This is a genomic window from Methylobacterium sp. 142-1Y, assembly GCF_057747795.1.
The window spans coordinates 5039134-5056865 of record NZ_CM173224.1; the positions used below are offsets into that span (position 1 = coordinate 5039134).

At 71.8% G+C, this 17732-nt stretch carries 16 protein-coding genes; 7 read left to right on the forward strand and 9 right to left on the reverse strand.

Going from position 1 to position 17732, the window contains the following annotated elements; genetic code table 11:
• The first annotated feature begins 257 nt into the window (after positions 1-257).
• Entirely contained in the window at positions 258-1640 is a 1383-nt protein-coding gene (locus AC3AOF_RS23205) for an adenylate/guanylate cyclase domain-containing protein (RefSeq protein WP_488346635.1), read from the forward strand.
• 278 nt (positions 1641-1918) lie between these two features.
• Here the strand turns inward: AC3AOF_RS23205 and AC3AOF_RS23210 are convergent, their stop codons facing one another.
• Complete coding sequence (locus AC3AOF_RS23210; RefSeq protein WP_236988682.1) at positions 1919-2149, reverse strand: hypothetical protein; 231 nt, start codon at positions 2147-2149, stop codon at positions 1919-1921.
• Between the two features lie 645 nt (positions 2150-2794).
• Here AC3AOF_RS23210 and AC3AOF_RS23215 point away from each other — a divergent pair.
• Positions 2795-3076 carry a hypothetical protein gene (locus tag AC3AOF_RS23215; protein WP_236988681.1) on the forward strand — a complete coding sequence of 94 codons (282 nt, stop codon included), beginning with the start codon at positions 2795-2797 and terminating at the stop codon, positions 3074-3076.
• Between the two features lie 38 nt (positions 3077-3114).
• Here the strand turns inward: AC3AOF_RS23215 and AC3AOF_RS23220 are convergent, their stop codons facing one another.
• The 6 genes from AC3AOF_RS23220 to AC3AOF_RS23245 form a co-directional block, all read right to left on the reverse strand.
• Positions 3115-3939, reverse strand: coding sequence for a hypothetical protein (locus tag AC3AOF_RS23220; RefSeq protein ID WP_488346636.1), 825 nt, complete (start codon positions 3937-3939; stop codon positions 3115-3117).
• Positions 3936-4847 (reverse strand): 4-hydroxy-tetrahydrodipicolinate synthase, encoded by a 912-nt coding sequence (dapA, locus tag AC3AOF_RS23225; protein ID WP_488346637.1) that lies wholly within the window; start codon positions 4845-4847, stop codon positions 3936-3938. The genes AC3AOF_RS23220 and dapA overlap by 4 nt, the downstream gene beginning before the upstream one ends.
• A complete protein-coding gene (locus AC3AOF_RS23230; RefSeq protein WP_236988678.1) occupies positions 4844-5074 on the reverse strand; it encodes a hypothetical protein in 231 nt (76 codons plus the stop codon). The genes dapA and AC3AOF_RS23230 overlap by 4 nt, the downstream gene beginning before the upstream one ends.
• A gap of 227 nt (positions 5075-5301) precedes the next feature.
• The gene (locus AC3AOF_RS23235) at positions 5302-6627 is read right to left on the reverse strand and encodes an MFS transporter (protein ID WP_236988677.1); all 1326 of its coding nucleotides are present in this window, start codon (positions 6625-6627) and stop codon (positions 5302-5304) included.
• A 226-nt stretch (positions 6628-6853) separates the two neighbouring features.
• Positions 6854-7354: a winged helix-turn-helix domain-containing protein gene (locus tag AC3AOF_RS23240; RefSeq protein ID WP_236988676.1), complete on the reverse strand. Its 501-nt coding sequence runs from the start codon at positions 7352-7354 to the stop codon at positions 6854-6856.
• A gap of 534 nt (positions 7355-7888) precedes the next feature.
• The gene (locus AC3AOF_RS23245; protein ID WP_488346638.1) at positions 7889-8986 is read right to left on the reverse strand and encodes a replication protein RepA; all 1098 of its coding nucleotides are present in this window, start codon (positions 8984-8986) and stop codon (positions 7889-7891) included.
• Between the two features lie 930 nt (positions 8987-9916).
• Here AC3AOF_RS23245 and mazG point away from each other — a divergent pair.
• The 5 genes from mazG (at position 9917) to AC3AOF_RS23270 (ending at position 14834) form a co-directional block, all read left to right on the forward strand.
• Positions 9917-10726, forward strand: a complete 810-nt coding sequence (gene mazG / locus AC3AOF_RS23250) for a nucleoside triphosphate pyrophosphohydrolase (protein WP_488346639.1) — start codon at positions 9917-9919, stop codon at positions 10724-10726.
• A 302-nt stretch (positions 10727-11028) separates the two neighbouring features.
• Positions 11029-11625, forward strand: a complete 597-nt coding sequence (locus AC3AOF_RS23255; RefSeq protein WP_488346640.1) for a helix-turn-helix domain-containing protein — start codon at positions 11029-11031, stop codon at positions 11623-11625.
• Positions 11626-11633: 8 nt separating this feature from the next.
• Positions 11634-12149, forward strand: coding sequence for a GNAT family N-acetyltransferase (locus AC3AOF_RS23260; protein ID WP_488346641.1), 516 nt, complete (start codon positions 11634-11636; stop codon positions 12147-12149).
• Between the two features lie 130 nt (positions 12150-12279).
• Positions 12280-13269, forward strand: a complete 990-nt coding sequence (locus AC3AOF_RS23265; protein WP_236988671.1) for a catalase family peroxidase — start codon at positions 12280-12282, stop codon at positions 13267-13269.
• Positions 13270-13616: 347 nt separating this feature from the next.
• The gene (locus AC3AOF_RS23270; RefSeq protein WP_488346642.1) at positions 13617-14834 is read left to right on the forward strand and encodes an MFS transporter; all 1218 of its coding nucleotides are present in this window, start codon (positions 13617-13619) and stop codon (positions 14832-14834) included.
• Positions 14835-14843: 9 nt separating this feature from the next.
• Here AC3AOF_RS23270 and AC3AOF_RS23275 read toward each other — a convergent pair whose 3' ends face one another.
• Together AC3AOF_RS23275 and hflX are read right to left on the reverse strand one after the other, a co-directional pair.
• Positions 14844-16004, reverse strand: a complete 1161-nt coding sequence (locus AC3AOF_RS23275; protein WP_488346643.1) for an AAA family ATPase — start codon at positions 16002-16004, stop codon at positions 14844-14846.
• A gap of 86 nt (positions 16005-16090) precedes the next feature.
• On the reverse strand, positions 16091-17470 hold the full coding sequence (gene hflX / locus AC3AOF_RS23280; RefSeq protein WP_488346644.1) for a GTPase HflX: 1380 nt from the start codon (positions 17468-17470) through the stop codon (positions 16091-16093).
• Positions 17471-17732: the final 262 nt, after the last annotated feature.

The following is a 17732-nucleotide window of genomic DNA, read 5'->3' on the forward strand; positions in this document are numbered from 1 at the left end:
GAAGACCCGTCGCGGAGGTGCGCGTGTCGCGGCGGAAAGGCAGAGGCCTCACGCGCGACGGCCGGCCCCTTCCGCGAGCCGTCCCCGGTGGCCATTCCGACGCTCGATCGGATCGGGACGGACCTCGCTGCCCGCCCATGACAGATTCGGGAAAGCTCGCGCCCCGGGTGGACCAGATCACCACCAGTAGCCGCCCGGTCACCGCCATGCTCTAATCAGGCCATTCTCCGCCCTGTCCAGGGCGACGGGAGGCCGGCATGCAGCCAGGATTGCGCGTGCAGCAGAATCCGCGGCACGAGGCCGCCGCAGGAGACCTTTTCGCCAATCCCCTGGCCGCCCCCCTCGCGGGCGACCTCGTCGCCGGGCTGATGCGCCGCCACGAGGTCGCGGCCGAGCGGCTGATCGGCTGGCTGCGGGTGGGGATCGGGGCCTGCATCTTCGTCACGGTGATCGCGGCGAACCACCTGCTGCAGGAACTGGCCGGCCTGTCGCTCGGGATCTTCCAGCGCAACGCCTGGCTCGCCGCGCTCGGCTTCCTCGCTGTCGGCGCCGCCAGCATCGTGCTCGCGGTGCCGCAGCGCTGGCGGCATCCCTACGCCTACCTGTTCATGGCGCTGGATGTCGGGCTGGTGCTCGCCATCACGGTGCTGGCCCTCGGCGAGCGCGGCCTGCCCGGCAACGCCGTGCCCTCGGCGCCGATCGTCTGGGCGATTCCCCTGGTCCTGGCGGTGGGGGCGCTCCGCTACGACGTGAAGGTCCAGCTCGCGGCGGTCGCGCTCCTCGCTCTCGGCCTCGTCGGCATCGCGGCCGGGCTCGAGCATCCCCTGGTCCTCGATCCGGCCGCCGCCGGCCGTCCGGCCTGGACCCAATTGTTCTCGATGCCCGTCAACGTGATGCGGCTCACGCTGCTGCTGCTCGCCGGGGCGGCGACGGCCTTCGGCATCGTGCGCTCGCGGCGGCTGCTCGCCTCCGCGGTCCGCGACGCGGTCGGGCGCGCCAGCCTGTCGCGCTTCCTGCCGGCCGAGATCGCGCCCCGGCTCGCGGCGGGCGACGCCGCCTTGCGCCGCGGCCGCCGCCAGCGGGCGGTGATCGCCTTCGTGGACATCCGCGATTCGACCGGGATGGCCGAGGGCATGGACCCGGAGGGCCTGTCGCGGTTCTTCACCGCCTTCCGCACCCGGATCCTCGCCTGCGTGCGCCGGCATCACGGCTTCGTCGACAAGTTCATCGGCGACGGCGCCCTGATCCTGTTCGGGGTGCCGGACGAGGGCGGCGACGACGCGGCCCGGGCGCTGGCCTTCGCGCAGGACCTCGTCGGCATCGTCGCGGCCTGGAACGAGACGCGGGAGCCGCCCCGGGCCGTGCGGATCGGCATCGGCATCCATGTCGGCGAGGTCTTTTGCGGCATCGTCGGCGACGAGGAGCGGATGGAGTTCACCGTGCTGGGCGATGCGGTGAACGTCGCCGCGCGCCTCGAACAGGCGACCAAGCGCTACGGCGCGGTGGTGCTCGCCTCCGAGGCCGCCATCGCCGGCTCGTCGGACCCGGCCGCCTGGCGCGAGGTCGGCCGCGAACCCCTCGCCGGCCGCAAGGAGGCCATCACGATCTTCGCCCCCGTCCTCCCGCCCGGAGACGGATGAGGGCCCCGAACGAAGAAGGCCCCGCTTCCGGCGGGGCCTTCTTCTCTCTCGGATTCGGTGACGCGGCCTGGGATCTAAGCAGACTTGCGTTGGCAGGCCAACGCTTCATCCGCTTAGATCCTTGTTTTATCGCAGATTTTTTCCGCAAAACCGGCGGCCACTTTTGCGAAATCTGCTTAGAGCACAGCCCGATCGCGTTGCGATCGAACCCTGCTCTAGGTCTTTGTTTTTGCCGCATTTTCTACGACGAACCGGTATCCACGTCGTCGGAAGATGCTCTAGTCCGGCGGGGAGGCCGGCCGCAGCCGCACCGCCTGGGCCAGGCGGATCAGCTCGCGGGCGGTCAGGCCGCGGCTGTCCTGCTGCGACCAGATCTCCCCGACCGGGCGTGCCCCGCCGGACCCAAGGCCGGACCCGAGCCGGGTCTCGCCGCTTCGCGTCCCGCAGGATCGATCGGACCGGCGGGGCTCTGCGCCCGCGACCCGGTAGGCTCTCGCTGCCGTTCTCATGCGTGCTCCCATGCGAGCCCTCCTGGCGAGCTCTTCAGGCGAACCGGCGGCATGGTTAGCGAAGCGTGGCTGTTTGCGAAATTCTTGAACTTGCGCGGCGGCGCGCTACCCCGCTTCGAGGCAGGGCGAATGTGTGGGCCATCAGCCGGCGACGCGGTTCCTGTTCCCCGCTGCGCCGACCCTCCCGCAACCACCCGGCCCACTGAGCCTCACAGGCTGGCGGGGAGAACTGGTCCACCGCCAACTCGTCGTCACGAGCTCCCTCACGGTCCAGCCTGTCGGCGGAGCCGGAGCGCCACAGGGTACGTCCACGAGGGAGACGTGTCGTCTGACAGGTCACGCTCAGGGGGGCAAGGGGCGGTTTGACGCCCTCTTCGACGCCCCTTGCAGCGACCCGTCCCGCCGTCATGCGCCGCGAGCATGGCGGTCGCGCGGTGAAAACGATTGCAGGGTGCAGTGCAACATGAGACAACGACGTCGCACCGCAGCGATGGCGTCGCGGCGGTGCAGCCCTCTTTGGGCGTTTCCTCCCTAGACTTCGGGCCGCCTCGCAAGGGCGGCCTTTTTTCTGTCCCGCCTGCCCTATCTGCGATGACACCGCCCGGAAACGGGCCGTGATCTTAGGCATGCGGAGAGGTTTTGGAGATGGAGCGCCCGCGGAGCATCGGCCTCGCCTGGTACGAGCCGGGCGATTATCCCCGGATCCGGGAGGCTGCGCCTGAATCCGGCCTGCCCGAGAGCTACGCCGCCTGGCAGATGTCGGCGCTCCAGATCGAGCGCGAGGTGGCGCGCAGCGGGGTGGCGGTGGTCCGCATCCGGATCGAGCCGGAGGCCTTCCTGGCCTGGTGCCGCGCGCGCGGCACCGCACCCGACGCGAAGGCGCGGGCCGCCTTCGTGCGCGAGACGCACGAGGCGGGCGGGAGCTGAGCGTCCCCCCTCGGGTGCCGGATGGAATCGCCGACATCCTACGCGATGTCGAGGCCGACCCGCCCGAGGGGCCCGAAATCCCCCTCGACCCGCTGGCCCGGCCTGACGCGGATCAGCCCGGTGCAGCTCCCGGTGGCGATGGTGTCGCCGGCCTCGAAGCCGCGATCGGCCCGGGCCAGTTCCCCGGCGAGCCAGGCCAGGGCGGCGAGCGGATCGGCGTCCAGGATCTCGGCCAGGACCTCGGCCAGGATCTCGGCCAGGATCTCGGCCCCGCTCCCCTGCGCCACCGCGTGGCCGTCGAGCCGCAGGATCACAGGGGCGGCGGCGAGGTCGGCCGCGCGCCAGGCGGGAATCGCGGCCCCGCGCAGCTGCGCCGCGTCGAGCGCGAGGTCCGCCGTCGCGGCCCAGGGGCCGAGGGGCACGGAGTCGGGCAGGCGCCGGCCCAGTACCTGCAGGCCGATGCGGCAGGACAGGACGGCGCCGGCGAGCGCCGCGCGGTCGCCCGGATCCTCGCGCTCCTGCGGGAAGGGGCGCCCGAGCACGAACAGGTACTGCGCGCCCACGCCGAGCACGCCCCGGGAACTCCGGACGGCGGCGCCGTCGACGAGGAGCGAGCCGGCCAGGAGCGGCGCGACGACCGGTCCCGGACAGGCGAGCGGGCGCGCGGTGCGCGCGGCGGTGGCGGCGAGCGTGAAGCCCCGCAGGGCCTCGCCGGCGGCGAGCACCGCCTCGGCCTGCACCGCCTCGGCAGCCGTCCGGTCGCGGATCGGCGGGACGGGACCGGCGACCGCCGTGCCGGTGCGCCGCGCCGCCGCCAGGGCACGGCCGAGGTCGCACAGCGCGTCGTCGGCGGGATCGGTCACGCGGCCTCCCCCGGGCGGGCGAGGTCGAGCGCGGCCAGAGCCGCGGCCAGCGCGGCCTCCGTCCCGGGACCGGGCCGCACCAGGGGCAGGCGCAGGTCGGGGGCGAAGCCCGGGCGCAGGAGCGCCAGGGCGAGCTTGACCGGACCCGGATCGGTCTCGCGCGACAGCGCCGCGACCAGCGGCATCAGCCCGGCCTGGATCGCCCGGGCGCGGGCGTGGTCGCCCGCCCGGGCGGCCCGCTGCAGCGCGGCGCAAGGTCCCGGCATCAGGTTGGCGACCACCGAGACGCAGCCCCGCCCGCCCATCATCGCGTGGGCGGCGGCGGTGGCGTCGTCGCCGGAGAACGAGAGGAAGCCCGGACCGGCCCCCGCGACGGAGGCGAGCCGGGCGAGATCGCCGGTGGAATCGACCAGCCCGGCGAGGCCCGGCAGGGCGGCGAGGCGCGCCAGGGTCTCGGGCCGCAGGTCGATCCCGGTGCGGGCTGGGACCGCCTGGACGAGGAGCGGCCGGCCGGCCGCCGCGGCGATCGCCGCGTAATGCCGGACGAGCCCCTCCTGGGTCGGGCGGTTGTAGAAGGGCGTGACCGCCAGGGTGGCGGCGGCCCCGGCGGTCTCCGCCGCCCGGGTCCGGGCGACAGCCGTCCGGGTGCAGGGGCTCTCGGTGGCGGCGATCACCGGCACGCGGCCCCCGGCCGCCTCGAGGACGACGCGCAAGGTCCGGTCGCGCTCCGCTTCCGTGAGGGTCGGGCCTTCGCCCGTGGGGCCGCCGACCACCAGGCCCTCGGTGCCTTGCGCGATCTGCCAGGCGACGAGATCGCCGAGCGCCCGCTCGTCGATCCGGCTCCCGCCCGCCGAAAAGGGCGTGACGAGGGCGGTGAGGGCGCCGCCGAGCCCGTGCGCGGGGCTCACGGGGCGAGGGCCAGGGTGGTGTCGGCGAGGCGCACCGCATCGGGCCGGCGGCCGGTCTCGGCGGCGGCGTAATGCAGCGCGTCCCGGCAGGTGCGGAAGATGCCGCCGCCGAGGCCGTGCGTCTCGACGGCGAGCCAGTGGCCCTCGGCGCTGCGGCCGACGAGGAAGGCGAGGGGGAGACGGGCCGGCGCGGTGGTCGGCGTGTTGGCGTCCACGGATCGGGGCATCGGGGGGTTCGGGGTTCGCGCGGCCGTCGTTGCGGCCGCCCCCTCAAGGTGGCCCGGTCGCCGTCAAGGATCGAGGCGGACGGACGGGTCCCGGCATCAAGATCCCATAGGGTTTTGCCGTCGGGACACGGGCGCTCGCCCAGACGGCGATACCCCCGCGGAGGACCGCGAGGGCGAGGATCGCGCCGACGAGGAGGCGGATCAGGCCCCTGCCCCGCATGATGGCGCTACGGCCGCAGCTCGACCCGGCGGATCTCGCCGACCACCACGAGGTAGCACAGGCCCGCCACCAGGGCGTTGAGGCCGACGAAGACCAGGGCGCCGTCGAACGAGCCGGTCCGCTGGACGATGGCGCCGATGACGATCGGCGTGGTGATGCCCGCAAGGTTGCCGAAGGTGTTGAACAGGCCGCCGCTCAGGCCCCCGGATTCCTTCGGCGAGGTGTCCGACACCACCGCCCAGCCGAGCGCGCCGATGCCCTTGCCGAAGAAGGCGAGCGCCATCAGGCCGACCACCAGGGCGTCGGCCTGGACATAGTTGCAGCCGATGATCGCCATCGAGAGCAGCATGCCCGACACGATCGGGATCTTGCGCGCGGCGGTGAGGGAGTAGCCGCGGCGCAGGAGCTGGTCCGAGATCACGCCGCCGAGGATGCCGCCGAGAAAGCCGCACAGGGCCGGCAGGGTCGCGGCGAAACCCGCCTGCAGGATCGACAGGCCGCGCTCCTTCACCAGGTAGACCGGGAACCAGGTGAGGAAGAAATAGGTCAGCGTGTTGATGCAGTACTGGCCGACATAGATGCCGAGCAGCATCCGGTTGACCAGCAGCCGGCGCAGGGTGCGGCCCGCCCGGGTCGCGGTCTCGGCCTTGCGCCCGTCCATGTCCATCATGGCGCCGCCGGCCTCGAGATAGTCGCGCTCGGCCGGGTTGACGGCGGGATGCTCGTGCGGGCCGTGCACCACCCGGGTCCAGAGCAGCGCGAAGGCGATGCCGAGCGCGCCCATCACCGTGAAGACGTGGTGCCAGCCGAAGGCGTGGACGATCCAGCCCATGAGCGGGGCGAACAGCACGGTGGCGAAGTACTGCGCCGAGTTGAAGAAGGCCGAGGCCATGCCGCGCTCGTTCGCCGGGAACCAGGCCGCGGTGATGCGGGCATTGGCCGGGAAGACCGGCGCCTCGGCCAGGCCCACGGCGAGGCGAAGGGAGAACAGCACCGCGACGGCGGCGAAGCCGGAGAGGAAGCCGATCGCCCCCTGCATCAGCGTGAAGGCCGACCACAGGAAGATCGCCGCGGCGTAGACCCATTTCACGCCGTAGCGGTCGAGCAGCCAGCCGCCGGGGAGCTGGGCGAGGACGTAGGACCAGGCGAAGGCCGAGAACACGAAGCCCATGGTCACGGCGTCGAAGCCGAGATCCTTGGCCATGGCCGGGCCGGCGATGGCGATCGTCGCCCGGTCGGCGTAGTTGATGGCGGTGGCGGCAAACAGCATCGCCAGGATGACGAGGCGGATGCGGCTCCGCTTCGCGGCCGAAAGGCCGAGGACTGCACTCATGGTTCTCCTCCCGGGCGGCGGGGAACCATGATCGCGTCGTCACGATCGTGTCCCGGGAGCCGCCGCGGCGTCTGTTCGCGCCCCGTCATTCGTCGCAAGGGGCGTTCCGGGACGGGAGACTAGGGGCGGGTCCGGGGCGAGGTCCAAGTCAAAGGGTGAATGGGTCGATGCGCGATCGGCATCGGCCGGGGCCCGACAGCCGATCCCGTCGCATCGATGCCGGGCTTCAGGAGGCGAGCCCGTAGACCGCGTCGCCGAGGCGGCGGAAGACGGTGCCGGCTTTCGCGCGCTTCCACAGCCGGGTGTTGAGGGCCGCCACCGGATCGTGGCCCGGCAAGGTCAGGCCGCGGGCCGCGAGCCGCTCCCAGATCTCGGCGGCATGCATCGGCCGCCCGGCCTCCGCCAGGATGCCTTCCGCCGCCTCCATCAGCCGGCGCCCCTCCTGGCGCCCCGCCGCGCCGGCGAGAGCCGGAGGGTCGGCCGGCGGCCGGGCGGGCGCGACCATGGACTCCGTCCGCGGCGGCTCGGCCGCGGCGCGCGGGGCCGGAGGCTCCGCGGAGGCCGGAGCGGGCGCGGCCCGAGCCGGCTCGACGGCGGCCCCCGGCCGGGCGAGCCGGCGGCCGAGATCGAGATAGAGTTCGTGCTCGGCGATGGCCCGGTCGAGGGCGGCGCGCTGGCGCCGCAGGTCGTCCAGCCGGGCCTCCGTTTCCGCTTCCGACAGGAACATGTCGCCCTCTTGGAATATTCCATATTCCAAACTGATGCCGTTAGGATCGTCAGGAATGCCCAGAGTAGGAATATTCCGTCGAAGTGCAAGCTCATTGCCGGATCGCTCTCGCGCGATCCACCGCGGAATGGCCGCCTCGCGCCCCGATCGCCCTCCTCCGCGCGAGGCTGGGCGGGACAGGGCACGGCGCGAGACGAATCGAACGCTCACACGGCAACGGCGCTTTACGAATGAATGCGAAACATTCCATCTGTTTAGAATGGAATACGACGTCTCGCGACAGAGCCCATTTCCTTCGTCGCCATCACCGGACCGCGCAGAGGGTGTGGAATTCACGAGCGCCCACGACGCCGATGGAGCGGAACGCTCGCCGTCCTATCCTGATGCGTCAGCGGTTATGGATCCCGGGTTCTCGCCTGCGGCGAGCCCCAGGATGACGCATAGATATGGAGGCGTATGTGCCAGCTCACTGGCCTGATGAAGCAAGCAGGCTCTCGGCGTCTGCCCCGCATCCCGGAACGCTGCCCCCTCCCCTCAGGCGGCCCCGGCCCGCGCGGCCGCGGCCTTGCGGCGGGCGGGCTTCGGCGGCACCAGGAGGGAGCCGGGATCGGTCGGCATCAGCTGCAGGCCGGCCTCGTCGAGGCTGATCGGCAGCTTCGGGAAGACTTCCTTGACGTGGGCCAGGTCGGCCTTGAACGCCTGGCGGAAGCTCCTCAGCGAGGCGTTGTCGGCGCCGAACTGCTTGTGGACGAGGTCCCAGCTCAGGCGCAGCGGCCGCTGGAGGCTGCGCAGGCGGTAGCCGATCCAGAACAGGAGATCGAGCTTGCGCGCCGAGCCCGAGAAGGCGCGGGCGGCGCGGATGTCGACCGGCAGGGCGTGCTGGATCAGGTTGTCGTAGAAGTCCTGGTGGAACTGCACCGTCTTCGACCAGGCGATGCCGTCCTGGCCGCTCGAGCGCCAGAGGTCGAGCTGGCGGAAGGGCGGCATGGTGATGGTCGAGGAGCGCGACTGCCCGTCCCACAGGCCGATCTGCATCGTGCAGGCGGCCAGGCGATGCAGCTGCTCCTTGAACTGCCGGATCGTGCCGCGCTCGCCGCCAGTGACGGCAAAGCCCATCTCGCGCATGAAGCCCGACAGGCTGTCGGCGACCTCCACCGTCGGGCTGCGCTGGCGCACCGCCTCGGTGCAGAGATGCAGCAGCACCAGCCGGGCCTTCGGGCCGTAGGGCAAGCCTTGCAGCTCCATCTGGCCGGTCGTCGGGTTCTTCAGGCGGCCGGCGAGGATGCTGAGCGTGTTGCGGCCGTATTCCCGGAAGAACTCCCGTTCCTCGCCGGGGTCGCGGTAGGGCAGGCCGCAGAGCGCCAGGACGGAATGGATGTGCTGGATCGTGTCCGGGGTGACGGGCTCGGCCTCGATCACCATCCGGACCGCGTCGCGCCGGCGCTGGTCGCGCCCCATCGCGGCGCGGGCGTCCTGCTGGCGGCCGGTCTCCGCCCGCTCGGCGTCGCGCAGGGCCTGGCGGTGGGCGATGTGCTCGACGATGACCGCGAACAGGAACCCGCCCCGGGCCGCTTCCAGCTCGGCCAGGAGGTCCTCGTCGTGGATCGCCGCGATCTTGGCCTCGATGCTCATGCTGCCGAAACTTGCCTGACGCTGGACGGCGCTCCCCGCCGGTGATGGGCCAAACCTTCATGCACGATTCCGATCCCGGGATTCCGGGGGTGGGGGCGGGTTATCCCAAGATTCCCACGACTCGTCCCCGTTATCCCGCGCGGATTCCGGCGGCCCGCCCGCCGCGCGGTCCCTCCGACCCTCCGGGAGGCCCGAGGGACCTCCACCGGGAGCCGCCGGCCGGGTTTCCCGGTGGCGCTGCCCCGTGCCCCCTTCCCCTTGCCCCCTGCCCCCTGCCCCCTTCCCCTTAGCCACTCCCGCGCCCTGTGGGCGGCCTGTGCACGGCCCTGTGGGCCCGGCCGGGACGGGGTTGTGGCCGCGCCTGGGGCAAGCCGGTGGATGGGCGGTGGGCGGGCCCGCGCAGAGTTCGATACGGGGCCGGATCCGGAGACCGCCGCTCGCGCAGAGTTCGATACGCGAGACCACCGCGAAACCGGCCGGTTTCCGAGGGCTCGGAGAGCGCCCGACGCCGAATCCGATGCGCAGCCACGCCGAATCCAATGCGCGAACCCCCGGAATCCCCGCAGAGTCCGATGCGCCACCACGCAGAGTCCGATGCGTCCTTGCGCAGAGCCGTATGCGCAACCACCCCGCAAGCCCTTGTCGGAGCATCAGAATTCGTCCCTCCATATAATCCACATAACTGACTCTCTGAGAATCCATGACTGATAAGTCACCTATAGGCCCGAGACAGGGTTCGTTTTGAAGAACGCCATGACGCGCCTTCGGCGCGGATTGGATACAATCCCGCGAGAGGTGGAATTTACGGAATAAGCGAGGAATATCAGGCCCCTGCCCTGCCCGTCGGCGGCTTCCCCGGGCGCGTCGGGACCCCTATGAGCAGGCTGACGGCGCCGCCGGATGCGGCGCGGGCGGATGGCGTGAGCGACGATGAGCACCACCCCGATCGCACGGCTCCTCGGGATCATGGCCGCTTTGCGCGACCCGGAGGGCGGCTGTCCCTGGGACCTGGCGCAGACCCATGCCAGCATCGTCCCCTACACGATCGAGGAGGCCTACGAGGTCGCCGAGGCGGTGGAGAGCGGAGATCCGGAGGAGTTGCGCGACGAGCTCGGCGACCTCCTGTTCCAGGTCGTGTTCCAGTCCCGGATCGCCGAGGAGGCCGGCATCTTCGCCTTCGACGACGTGGCCACCGCCATCGCCGACAAGATGGTGCGCCGCCACCCCCACATCTTCGGCGAGGTCCGCGGTCTCGATCAGGCCGCGGTGAACGCCCAATGGGCGGCGATCAAGGCCGAAGAACAAGCGGCGAAGCAGCAGGCGGCGAAGGGGAGCCCGGCTCCGCAGGGGACGCTCTCCGGCGTGCCCCTGGCGCTGCCCGCCCTCGCCCGGGCCGAGAAGATCTCGCGCAAGGCCGCCGCCGTCGGCTTCGACTGGCCGGACGCCGCCGAGGTCGTCGCCAAGGTGCGCGAGGAGACCGACGAGGTCGTGCAGGCGCTGGCCGGGGAAGGCCCGGAGGCGGTGGCCGAGGAGATCGGCGATTTGCTGTTCTCGGTCGCCAACCTCGCCCGCCATGCCGGCGTCGATCCGGAAGAGGCTTTGCGGCGGGCCAACCTGAAATTCCAGCGCCGCTTTTCCGCCATGGAGGCGGAGGTGACGAAGGACGGCCGCCCCCTGAAAGACGCCGGCCTTGCCGCGATGGAGGAGGCCTGGGTGGCGGTGAAGCGGCGGGAGCGCTGAGCGCACCCGATATATGAAGTGAGGCGGCCACGCCGGACCGTCGGACATCACGCCCTCCGCGTCATCCTGGGGCCCGCCGCAGGCAGGAACCCGGAATCCATGACCGCTGACGATTCCGGACGAGGCGGTCGGCGTTCCGCCTCATCCCGCACCGTCGGCGTTCATGGATCCCGGGTTCCGCTGCGCGGCCCCGGGATGACGAAGTGGGTTCGAGGAGCGTCGGTGCGACGGGCGGAAGACCCCCGACGGAGAGACGGCCGCCGGGCTTGACCGTCGTTCGAATGTGAGAGAATTTCTCATTCATGAGAGATGATCTCGTGCCCGATTCCTTGCCCGACCCCCAGGCCTCGGACATCGACCTGCGCCTCGCCGCCCGGCTCGCTGCCTTACGCCAGGAGCACGGCCTGTCCCTCGACACCCTCGCGGCGACGAGCGGCATCAGCCGGGCGACCCTGTCGCGGCTGGAGCGCGCCGAGACCAGCCCGACCGCCTCGCTGCTCGGCCGGCTCTGCACCGTCTATGGCCGGCCGATGTCGCGGCTGCTCGCCGAGATCGAGGCCGACCCGGCTCGGGTCGTGCGCCACGCCGAGCAAAGCGTCTGGGTCGATCCCGAGACGGGGTTTCGCCGCCGCCTCGTCTCGCCCCCGGCGCGTGGCTTCTCGGCGGAGCTCGTCCTCGGCACCCTGCCGGAGGGGGCGACGATTGCCTATGCCGCGCCGCCGGTCGGCGGCCTGGAGCATCACCTCTGGATGCTGGAGGGCCGGCTCGACCTCACCCTCGACGGCGTGACCCACGCCCTCTCGCCGGGGGATTGCCTGCGCTACCAGCTCGCCGGCGCCTCCCGCTTCACCTGCCCGGGCCCGGAGGCCCGCTACCTCATCGCGATCTGCCGGCCGTGAGACCCACCATGACGACGATCGACACCCTCTCCCCCGAGGAAGCGGAAGCCGCCCTGCCCGAGCTGGCCGCCCTGCTCCTGGCTTGCGTCCTCGACGGGGCCAGCATCGGCTTCGTGCTCCCCTTCACCCTGTCCGAGGCGCAAGACTTCTGGCGCGACGGGCTACCGGCCCTGCGGAGCGGGGCGCGCCGGCTGCTGGTGGCCCGCCACGACGGGCGCATCCTCGGCTGCACCCAGGTCGGCCTCGCCTCGCCGCCGAACGGCCGCCACCGGGCCGAGATCACCAAGGTGCTGGTCCATCCGGAGGCGCGCCGCCGCGGCCTCGGCCGGGCACTGATGCGGGAAGCGGAAGCCGTCGCCGCCGCCGAGGGGCGCTCGCTCCTGATCCTCGACACCCGGGCCGGTGATGCCGGCGAGGCGCTCTACCGCGCGCTGGGCTACGCCGTCACCGGCACGGTGCCGGACTACGCCTGCTCGCCGACGGGCGAGCGGGAGCCCTGCACCTTCATGCACAAGCGGCTGTGATCCGCATGCCAGTCCGGAACCTGCCAGTCCGGAACCTGACGAATTTTTGATCGGCAATCGCTTGCGCGCAATCGAATCGTCGGGTCATGTCGCGCCGGGCCGACTCGGCCCTGTGCAGGGATGACCGACCATGACCCACGCCACCCTCCGGCGCACGCTGCTCGGTGCCGCGCTGATCCTCGCCGCCGCGCCTGCTCTCGCTCAGGATGCCTCGTCCACCGCCGAGCAGACCATCGCGGCGATGACCAAGATCTTCGGCGACCATCCTGGCAAGCGCTCGAACCACGCCAAGGGCGTGGTGGTGGAGGGCAGCTTCACCCCGTCGAAGGACGCCAGGACCCTGAGCAAGGCGGGCGTGTTCTCCGGCGCCGCCGTGCCGGTGACCGTGCGCTTCTCCGACGCGACCGGCCTGCCGGAGATCCCCGACGGCGCGCCCCAGGCCAACCCGCACGGCCTGTCGATCAAGTTCAAGCCCGCCGACGGCTCCGAGATGGACGTCGTCACCAACTCGCTGAAGTTCTTCCCCGTCGCGACCGGCGAGGAGTTCCGCGATCTCCTGGTGGCGATCACCAGGAGCGGCCCCGACGCACCGAAGCCGACCCCGGTCGAGCAGTTCATGGCGGCGCATCCGGCCGCCCCGAAGGCGCTCGCCAGCGCCCGGACCCCGTCGAGCTTCGGCCGCCAGGTCTATAACGGCGTCAACGCCTTCGTGCTGGTCGACGCCGCCGGCAAGCGCACCCCCTTCCGCTACCGCATCGTGCCGGTGGCCGGCGAGGAGATCCTGAGCGCCGACGAGGCCAAGGCCAAGGGCCCGAACTACCTCGTCGAGGAGATGCCGGCCCACCTCGCCAAGGCGCCGGTCGCCTTCCGGATCGAGGCGCAGATCGCCCAACCCGGCGATTCGACCAAGGACGCGACGGTGCCCTGGCCGGAGGACCGCCGCTTCGTCGATCTCGGCACCCTGACGCTGACCAAGGCGGTGCCCGACAGCCAGACCGCCGAGAAGGCGCTGCTGTTCATGCCCAACAACCTGCCGGACGGCGTCGAGGTCTCGGACGACCCGCTGATCGACGCCCGGGTCCAGGCCTACGCGATCTCGTTCGGTCGTCGTTCGCAGTGAGAGATGGGCGCGCGGCCCGGGGATGGCCCGGGCCGCGCGCCGCGTTTCCGGCCTGTCCGGTCGATCGCCGCCGACATGTTTGAAACCGACCATGTCATTCCGGGGCCGCGCCAGCGGAGCCCGGAATCCAGACACTCAGGTGGAATAGAACTAAGCGGAACGCTGGCCGCTTCTTTCTGGATCACCCGCGGTTCTGGATTCCGGGCTCCGCTGGCGCGGCCCCGGAATGACACGGAGAGGCGGAGAAGAATGCGCTGATTCTGCACTGTCGACAGAGTCGCATAGTCTGTCGTCCTTCCGGGAGATCGTCGTTGCCGCGGTCCCGCCCCTCCGCTACCTCCCACCCCATGCCCCCCTTCCTCACGGCCAACCTGCGCTGGCTCGCGGCCGGGTTCCTGCTCCTGTTCTGCGGCTGCTTCGGCCAGACCTTCGTGGTTGCCTTGTCGAGCGGGGCGATCCGGCGGGAGTTCGGGCTGTCGGACGGGGCGTTCGGGGCGCTCCATGCCGGCGTCACCCTGGCCTCGGCCCTGGCGCTCGCCGGTCTCGGCGGGCTCATCGACCGCTGGCCGGCGACGCGGGTGGTAAGCCTCGCAGGCAGCCTCCTGGCCATGGGCGCCGCCGGCCTCGGCCTGTCGCCGAACCTGGGCGTGCTGGCCTCGAGCCTGTTCCTGCTCCGCCTCGCCGGCCAGGGGCTGATGCTCCAGACCGCCTACACGCTGCTCGGACGCTGGTTCTCGGCGGAGCGCGGCCGGGCGGTGTCGCTCGCGGCGCTCGGGCTCAATGCCGGCCAGGCCTGCCTGCCCCTCGGCTTCGTCGCGGCAGCCGGTGTCCTCGGCTGGCGCGGCGCCTGGCTCGGCATCGCCGGGCTCCTGGTCCTCGTCGCCCTGCCGCTGGCCCGCCATCTCGTGGCGCGCGAGCGGGTGCCGGAGGAGACGACCCGCGCCGGCCCGGCCGAGGGGGCGACCCGGGCGCAAGCCCTCGCCGACCCGTTCCTGTACCTGTTGCTGCTGGCGATGCTGCCGCCCTCCTTCATCAGCAACACCATCTTCTTCCACCAAGTGCATCTGGCCGAGAGCCGGGGCTGGCCGCCGGAGTTGCTCGCCGCCGCCTTCCCGCCCTATGCGGCCGCGACCTTCGTCGTCCTGCTCGTGGCCGGCCGCCTCGTCGACCGGTTCTCCGCCCTGGCTTTGCTGCCCCTCTACCTGGTGCCGTTCGGCCTCGCCTGCCTGATCCTCGGCGGGGTCTCGGCTCGTTCAGCCGCCTTCGCCTTCATGCTGCTCTACGGCGTCACCGACGGGATCTCGCTCACCCTGTTCGGCGCCCTCTGGCCGGAGGTCTACGGCACCCGCCATCTCGGGGCGATCCGCGGTACCATCGTGGCGATCATGGTGCTCGGCACGGCGCTCGGCCCGTTCCTGTCGGGCCTGCTCATCGATGCCGGGGTGCCGTTCGCCGGCATCGTCACCGGGATGGGGGTCTATTGCCTCGCCGTCTCCGGCGCCCTGCTCCTGGTCCGGCGCCGCTTCATCGGGCATCTGCGCGGGCGCCGCTTCGCCGCGGCATGACCCGGGCGTCTATCGTTTCGGCCAGGTCCAGGATGGCGGGTCGTGGTCCGGCGCCAGGGTCTCGCCGAGACGCTTGTCCAGGGTGATGCGGGCCGCGCCCTGCCGCTCCAGGGCCGCCACCAGGGCGGCGGCGTGCGACACCACCAGGACCTGCGTGGCTTGCGCCGCCCGCGCGATCAGCGCGGCCAGCGGCGCCAGCAGGTCGGCATGCAGGCTGGTCTCGGGTTCGTTGAGCACCATCAGCTCGGGCGGGCGCGGCGACAGGAGGGCTGCGGCGAGCAGGATGTAGCGCAGGGTCCCGTCCGAGAGCTCGGGCCCGCGCAAGGGGCGCAGCAGCCCGTGCTGGCCGAGTTCGAGCGAGAACTGGCCCTCGCTCGCCGCCACCGACACCGTCGCCCCCGGGAACGCCTCGGCGATGGTGGCGTCGAGGGCGTCCCGGTCGCCGATCTCGATGATCGTCCGGATCGCCGCCGCGACGTCGGCGCCGTCGGCGGCCAGCACCGGCGTGCGGGTGCCGATCTGCGGCCGGCGGGCCGGCGCGTCCCGGTCGGTGCGGACATGGTCGTAGAAGCGCCAGGCCCGCATCCGCTCGCGGAGCATCAGCACGTCGAGGGCGTCGCGAGGGTCGGCGCCGTGGGTCATCAGGCTGTCGAAGGCGGGCAGATCGCGCAGGGCCTCGGTCCAGCTGCCGGACCCGTCGCGCAGGCGCACCAGCGGCCCGCGCCGCTCGGCGAAGACGTTCGCCCGACCGACGATCGGCCCGGTCCAGACGCTCTCGGCCTTGATCTCCGGGTCCTGGGAAAAGAACGTGCCCGAAAAGCTCGTGGCCGGCAGGCCGAGGGCGATGGCGTAGCCGACATCGGCGTCGGAGAAGCCGAGCTTCAGCTCGACCGGATGGCGCCGCACCGTGCCCTCGACCCGCCGCGCCCCGGACAGGACCTGGCGCCCGAACGTCTCCGGCCCGGCCCACAGCGCCGAGGCGAAGCCCCCCTCCCGGGCGAGGGACGGGATCGCCCGCCCTTGCGCGACCTCGGCGAGGAGGCGAAGGGCACGGTAGAGGCTCGACTTGCCGCTGCCATTGGCCCCCGTCACCACGGTCAGCCGGTCGAGGCCGAGCACGATGTCGCGCAAGGAGCGGTAGCCGGAGATGGCGAGGCGGTGGATCGGCATGGGCGCGAAGGTTTCGCCGCACTCGACTTGTCGTTATTATTGCGGATCAAAATCAATGTATTCGTGCGGCGATGCCCAAGGGCGCCTCACCCACTCCCCTTCAACCGCCGCGCCGCCCCGAACCGGTTGAGGAACCGCGGCTCCTTCTCCGGCGCGACCCGGACGACGAGATGCATCGCGCCCTCGGCATCCTCGCGGCGGTCGAGCACCTCGGCATTCTCGTAGAGCCAGTGCAGCTCCGCGCCTTGCGCCGGCTCCAGGATCACCGCGAAGCTCGTGCGGGCCGCCGCGATCCGGGCCTCGATCCGGCTCATCAGGCGGTCGATGCCCTCGCCGGTCAGCGCCGAGAGCAGGACCGGCCCGGAGCCCTTGGCGCCGTTCGGCCGGCTCAGGTTCATCAGGCGCTCGCGCTCCGCCTCGTCGAGGAGGTCGGCCTTGTTCCAGACCTCGATGATGCGGTCGGCATCGGGCTCGATGCCGAGTTCGGCGAGCACCTGCGCCACGTCGGCGCCTTGCGCCTCCGCATCCTCGTGGGCGATGTCGCGGACGTGGAGCAGGATGTCGGCCTCGATCACGTCCTCCAAAGTCGCCCGGAAGGCGGCGATCAGCATGGTCGGCAGGTCGGAGATGAAGCCGACGGTGTCGGACAGGATCGCGGTCTCGCCGTGCGGCAGCTTGATGGCGCGCGCCGTCGGGTCGAGGGTGGCGAACAGCATGTTCTCCGCCAGCACCTCGGCCCGGGTCAGGCGGTTGAACAGGGTCGACTTGCCGGCATTGGTATAGCCGACCAGCGCCACGATCGGGTAAGGCACCCGGCGCCGGGAGCGGCGGTGCAGGCCGCGGGTGCGGGTGACGGTTTCCAGATCGCGCTCGATCCGGGTCATCCGCTCCTGGATCATCCGCCGGTCGGCCTCGATCTGGGTCTCGCCCGGGCCGCCGAGGAAGCCGAAGCCGCCGCGCTGGCGCTCGAGGTGGGTCCAGGACCGAACGAGGCGGCTGCGCTGGTAGGCGAGATGCGCATGCTCGACCTGGAGCGTGCCCTCGCGGGTCGAGGCGCGCCGCCCGAAGATCTCCAGGATCAGGCCGGTCCGGTCGATGACCTTGACGCCCCAGGCCTTTTCCAGGTTGCGCTGCTGCACCGGCGAGAGCGCGCAATCCATCACCACGAGGCGGATGCCCTCGGCCTCGATGCGCCCGCCGATCTCCTCCACCCTTCCCTTGCCGAGATAGGTCGAGGGCCGGATCTGCTGGATCGTGACGAGGAGCTTGTCGGCCACGTCGAGCTCGATCGCGGCGGCCAGCCCCACCGCCTCGTCGAGGCGGGCGAGAGCCGGGCGCGGCTCACCGTGGGCGTCGCGCCTCGTCGGGTAGGGGCCGATCACCAGCGTGCGGGTCTCGGCCGCGATCGCGGCCTCCGGCTCGGCCTGGCCTTGCAGGCGGATCTCGCCCGGTATCCGCGGTTCCATCGTGTCTCCGGTCGCTCCCGCGTCGGTCGGGAGTCCATCGGATAGAGGTTGGATGAGGGGCCGCGAGAATCAAGCGGCAGGGCGTCTCCGCGGCCCGGGATCCGCGGACTTCTTGCAGGGAGGGTCCGTCTGACAAAAAACAGGCCGCACGATGCGGCCTGGACACTGGCATGGACGCGTCTTGCGGGGCCCTCGGGAGCCGCGCCGCTCGCGCCTTTTCCTCGGAATGGGATCAGGCCTTCAGGGGATCGGGCCTGGGAGA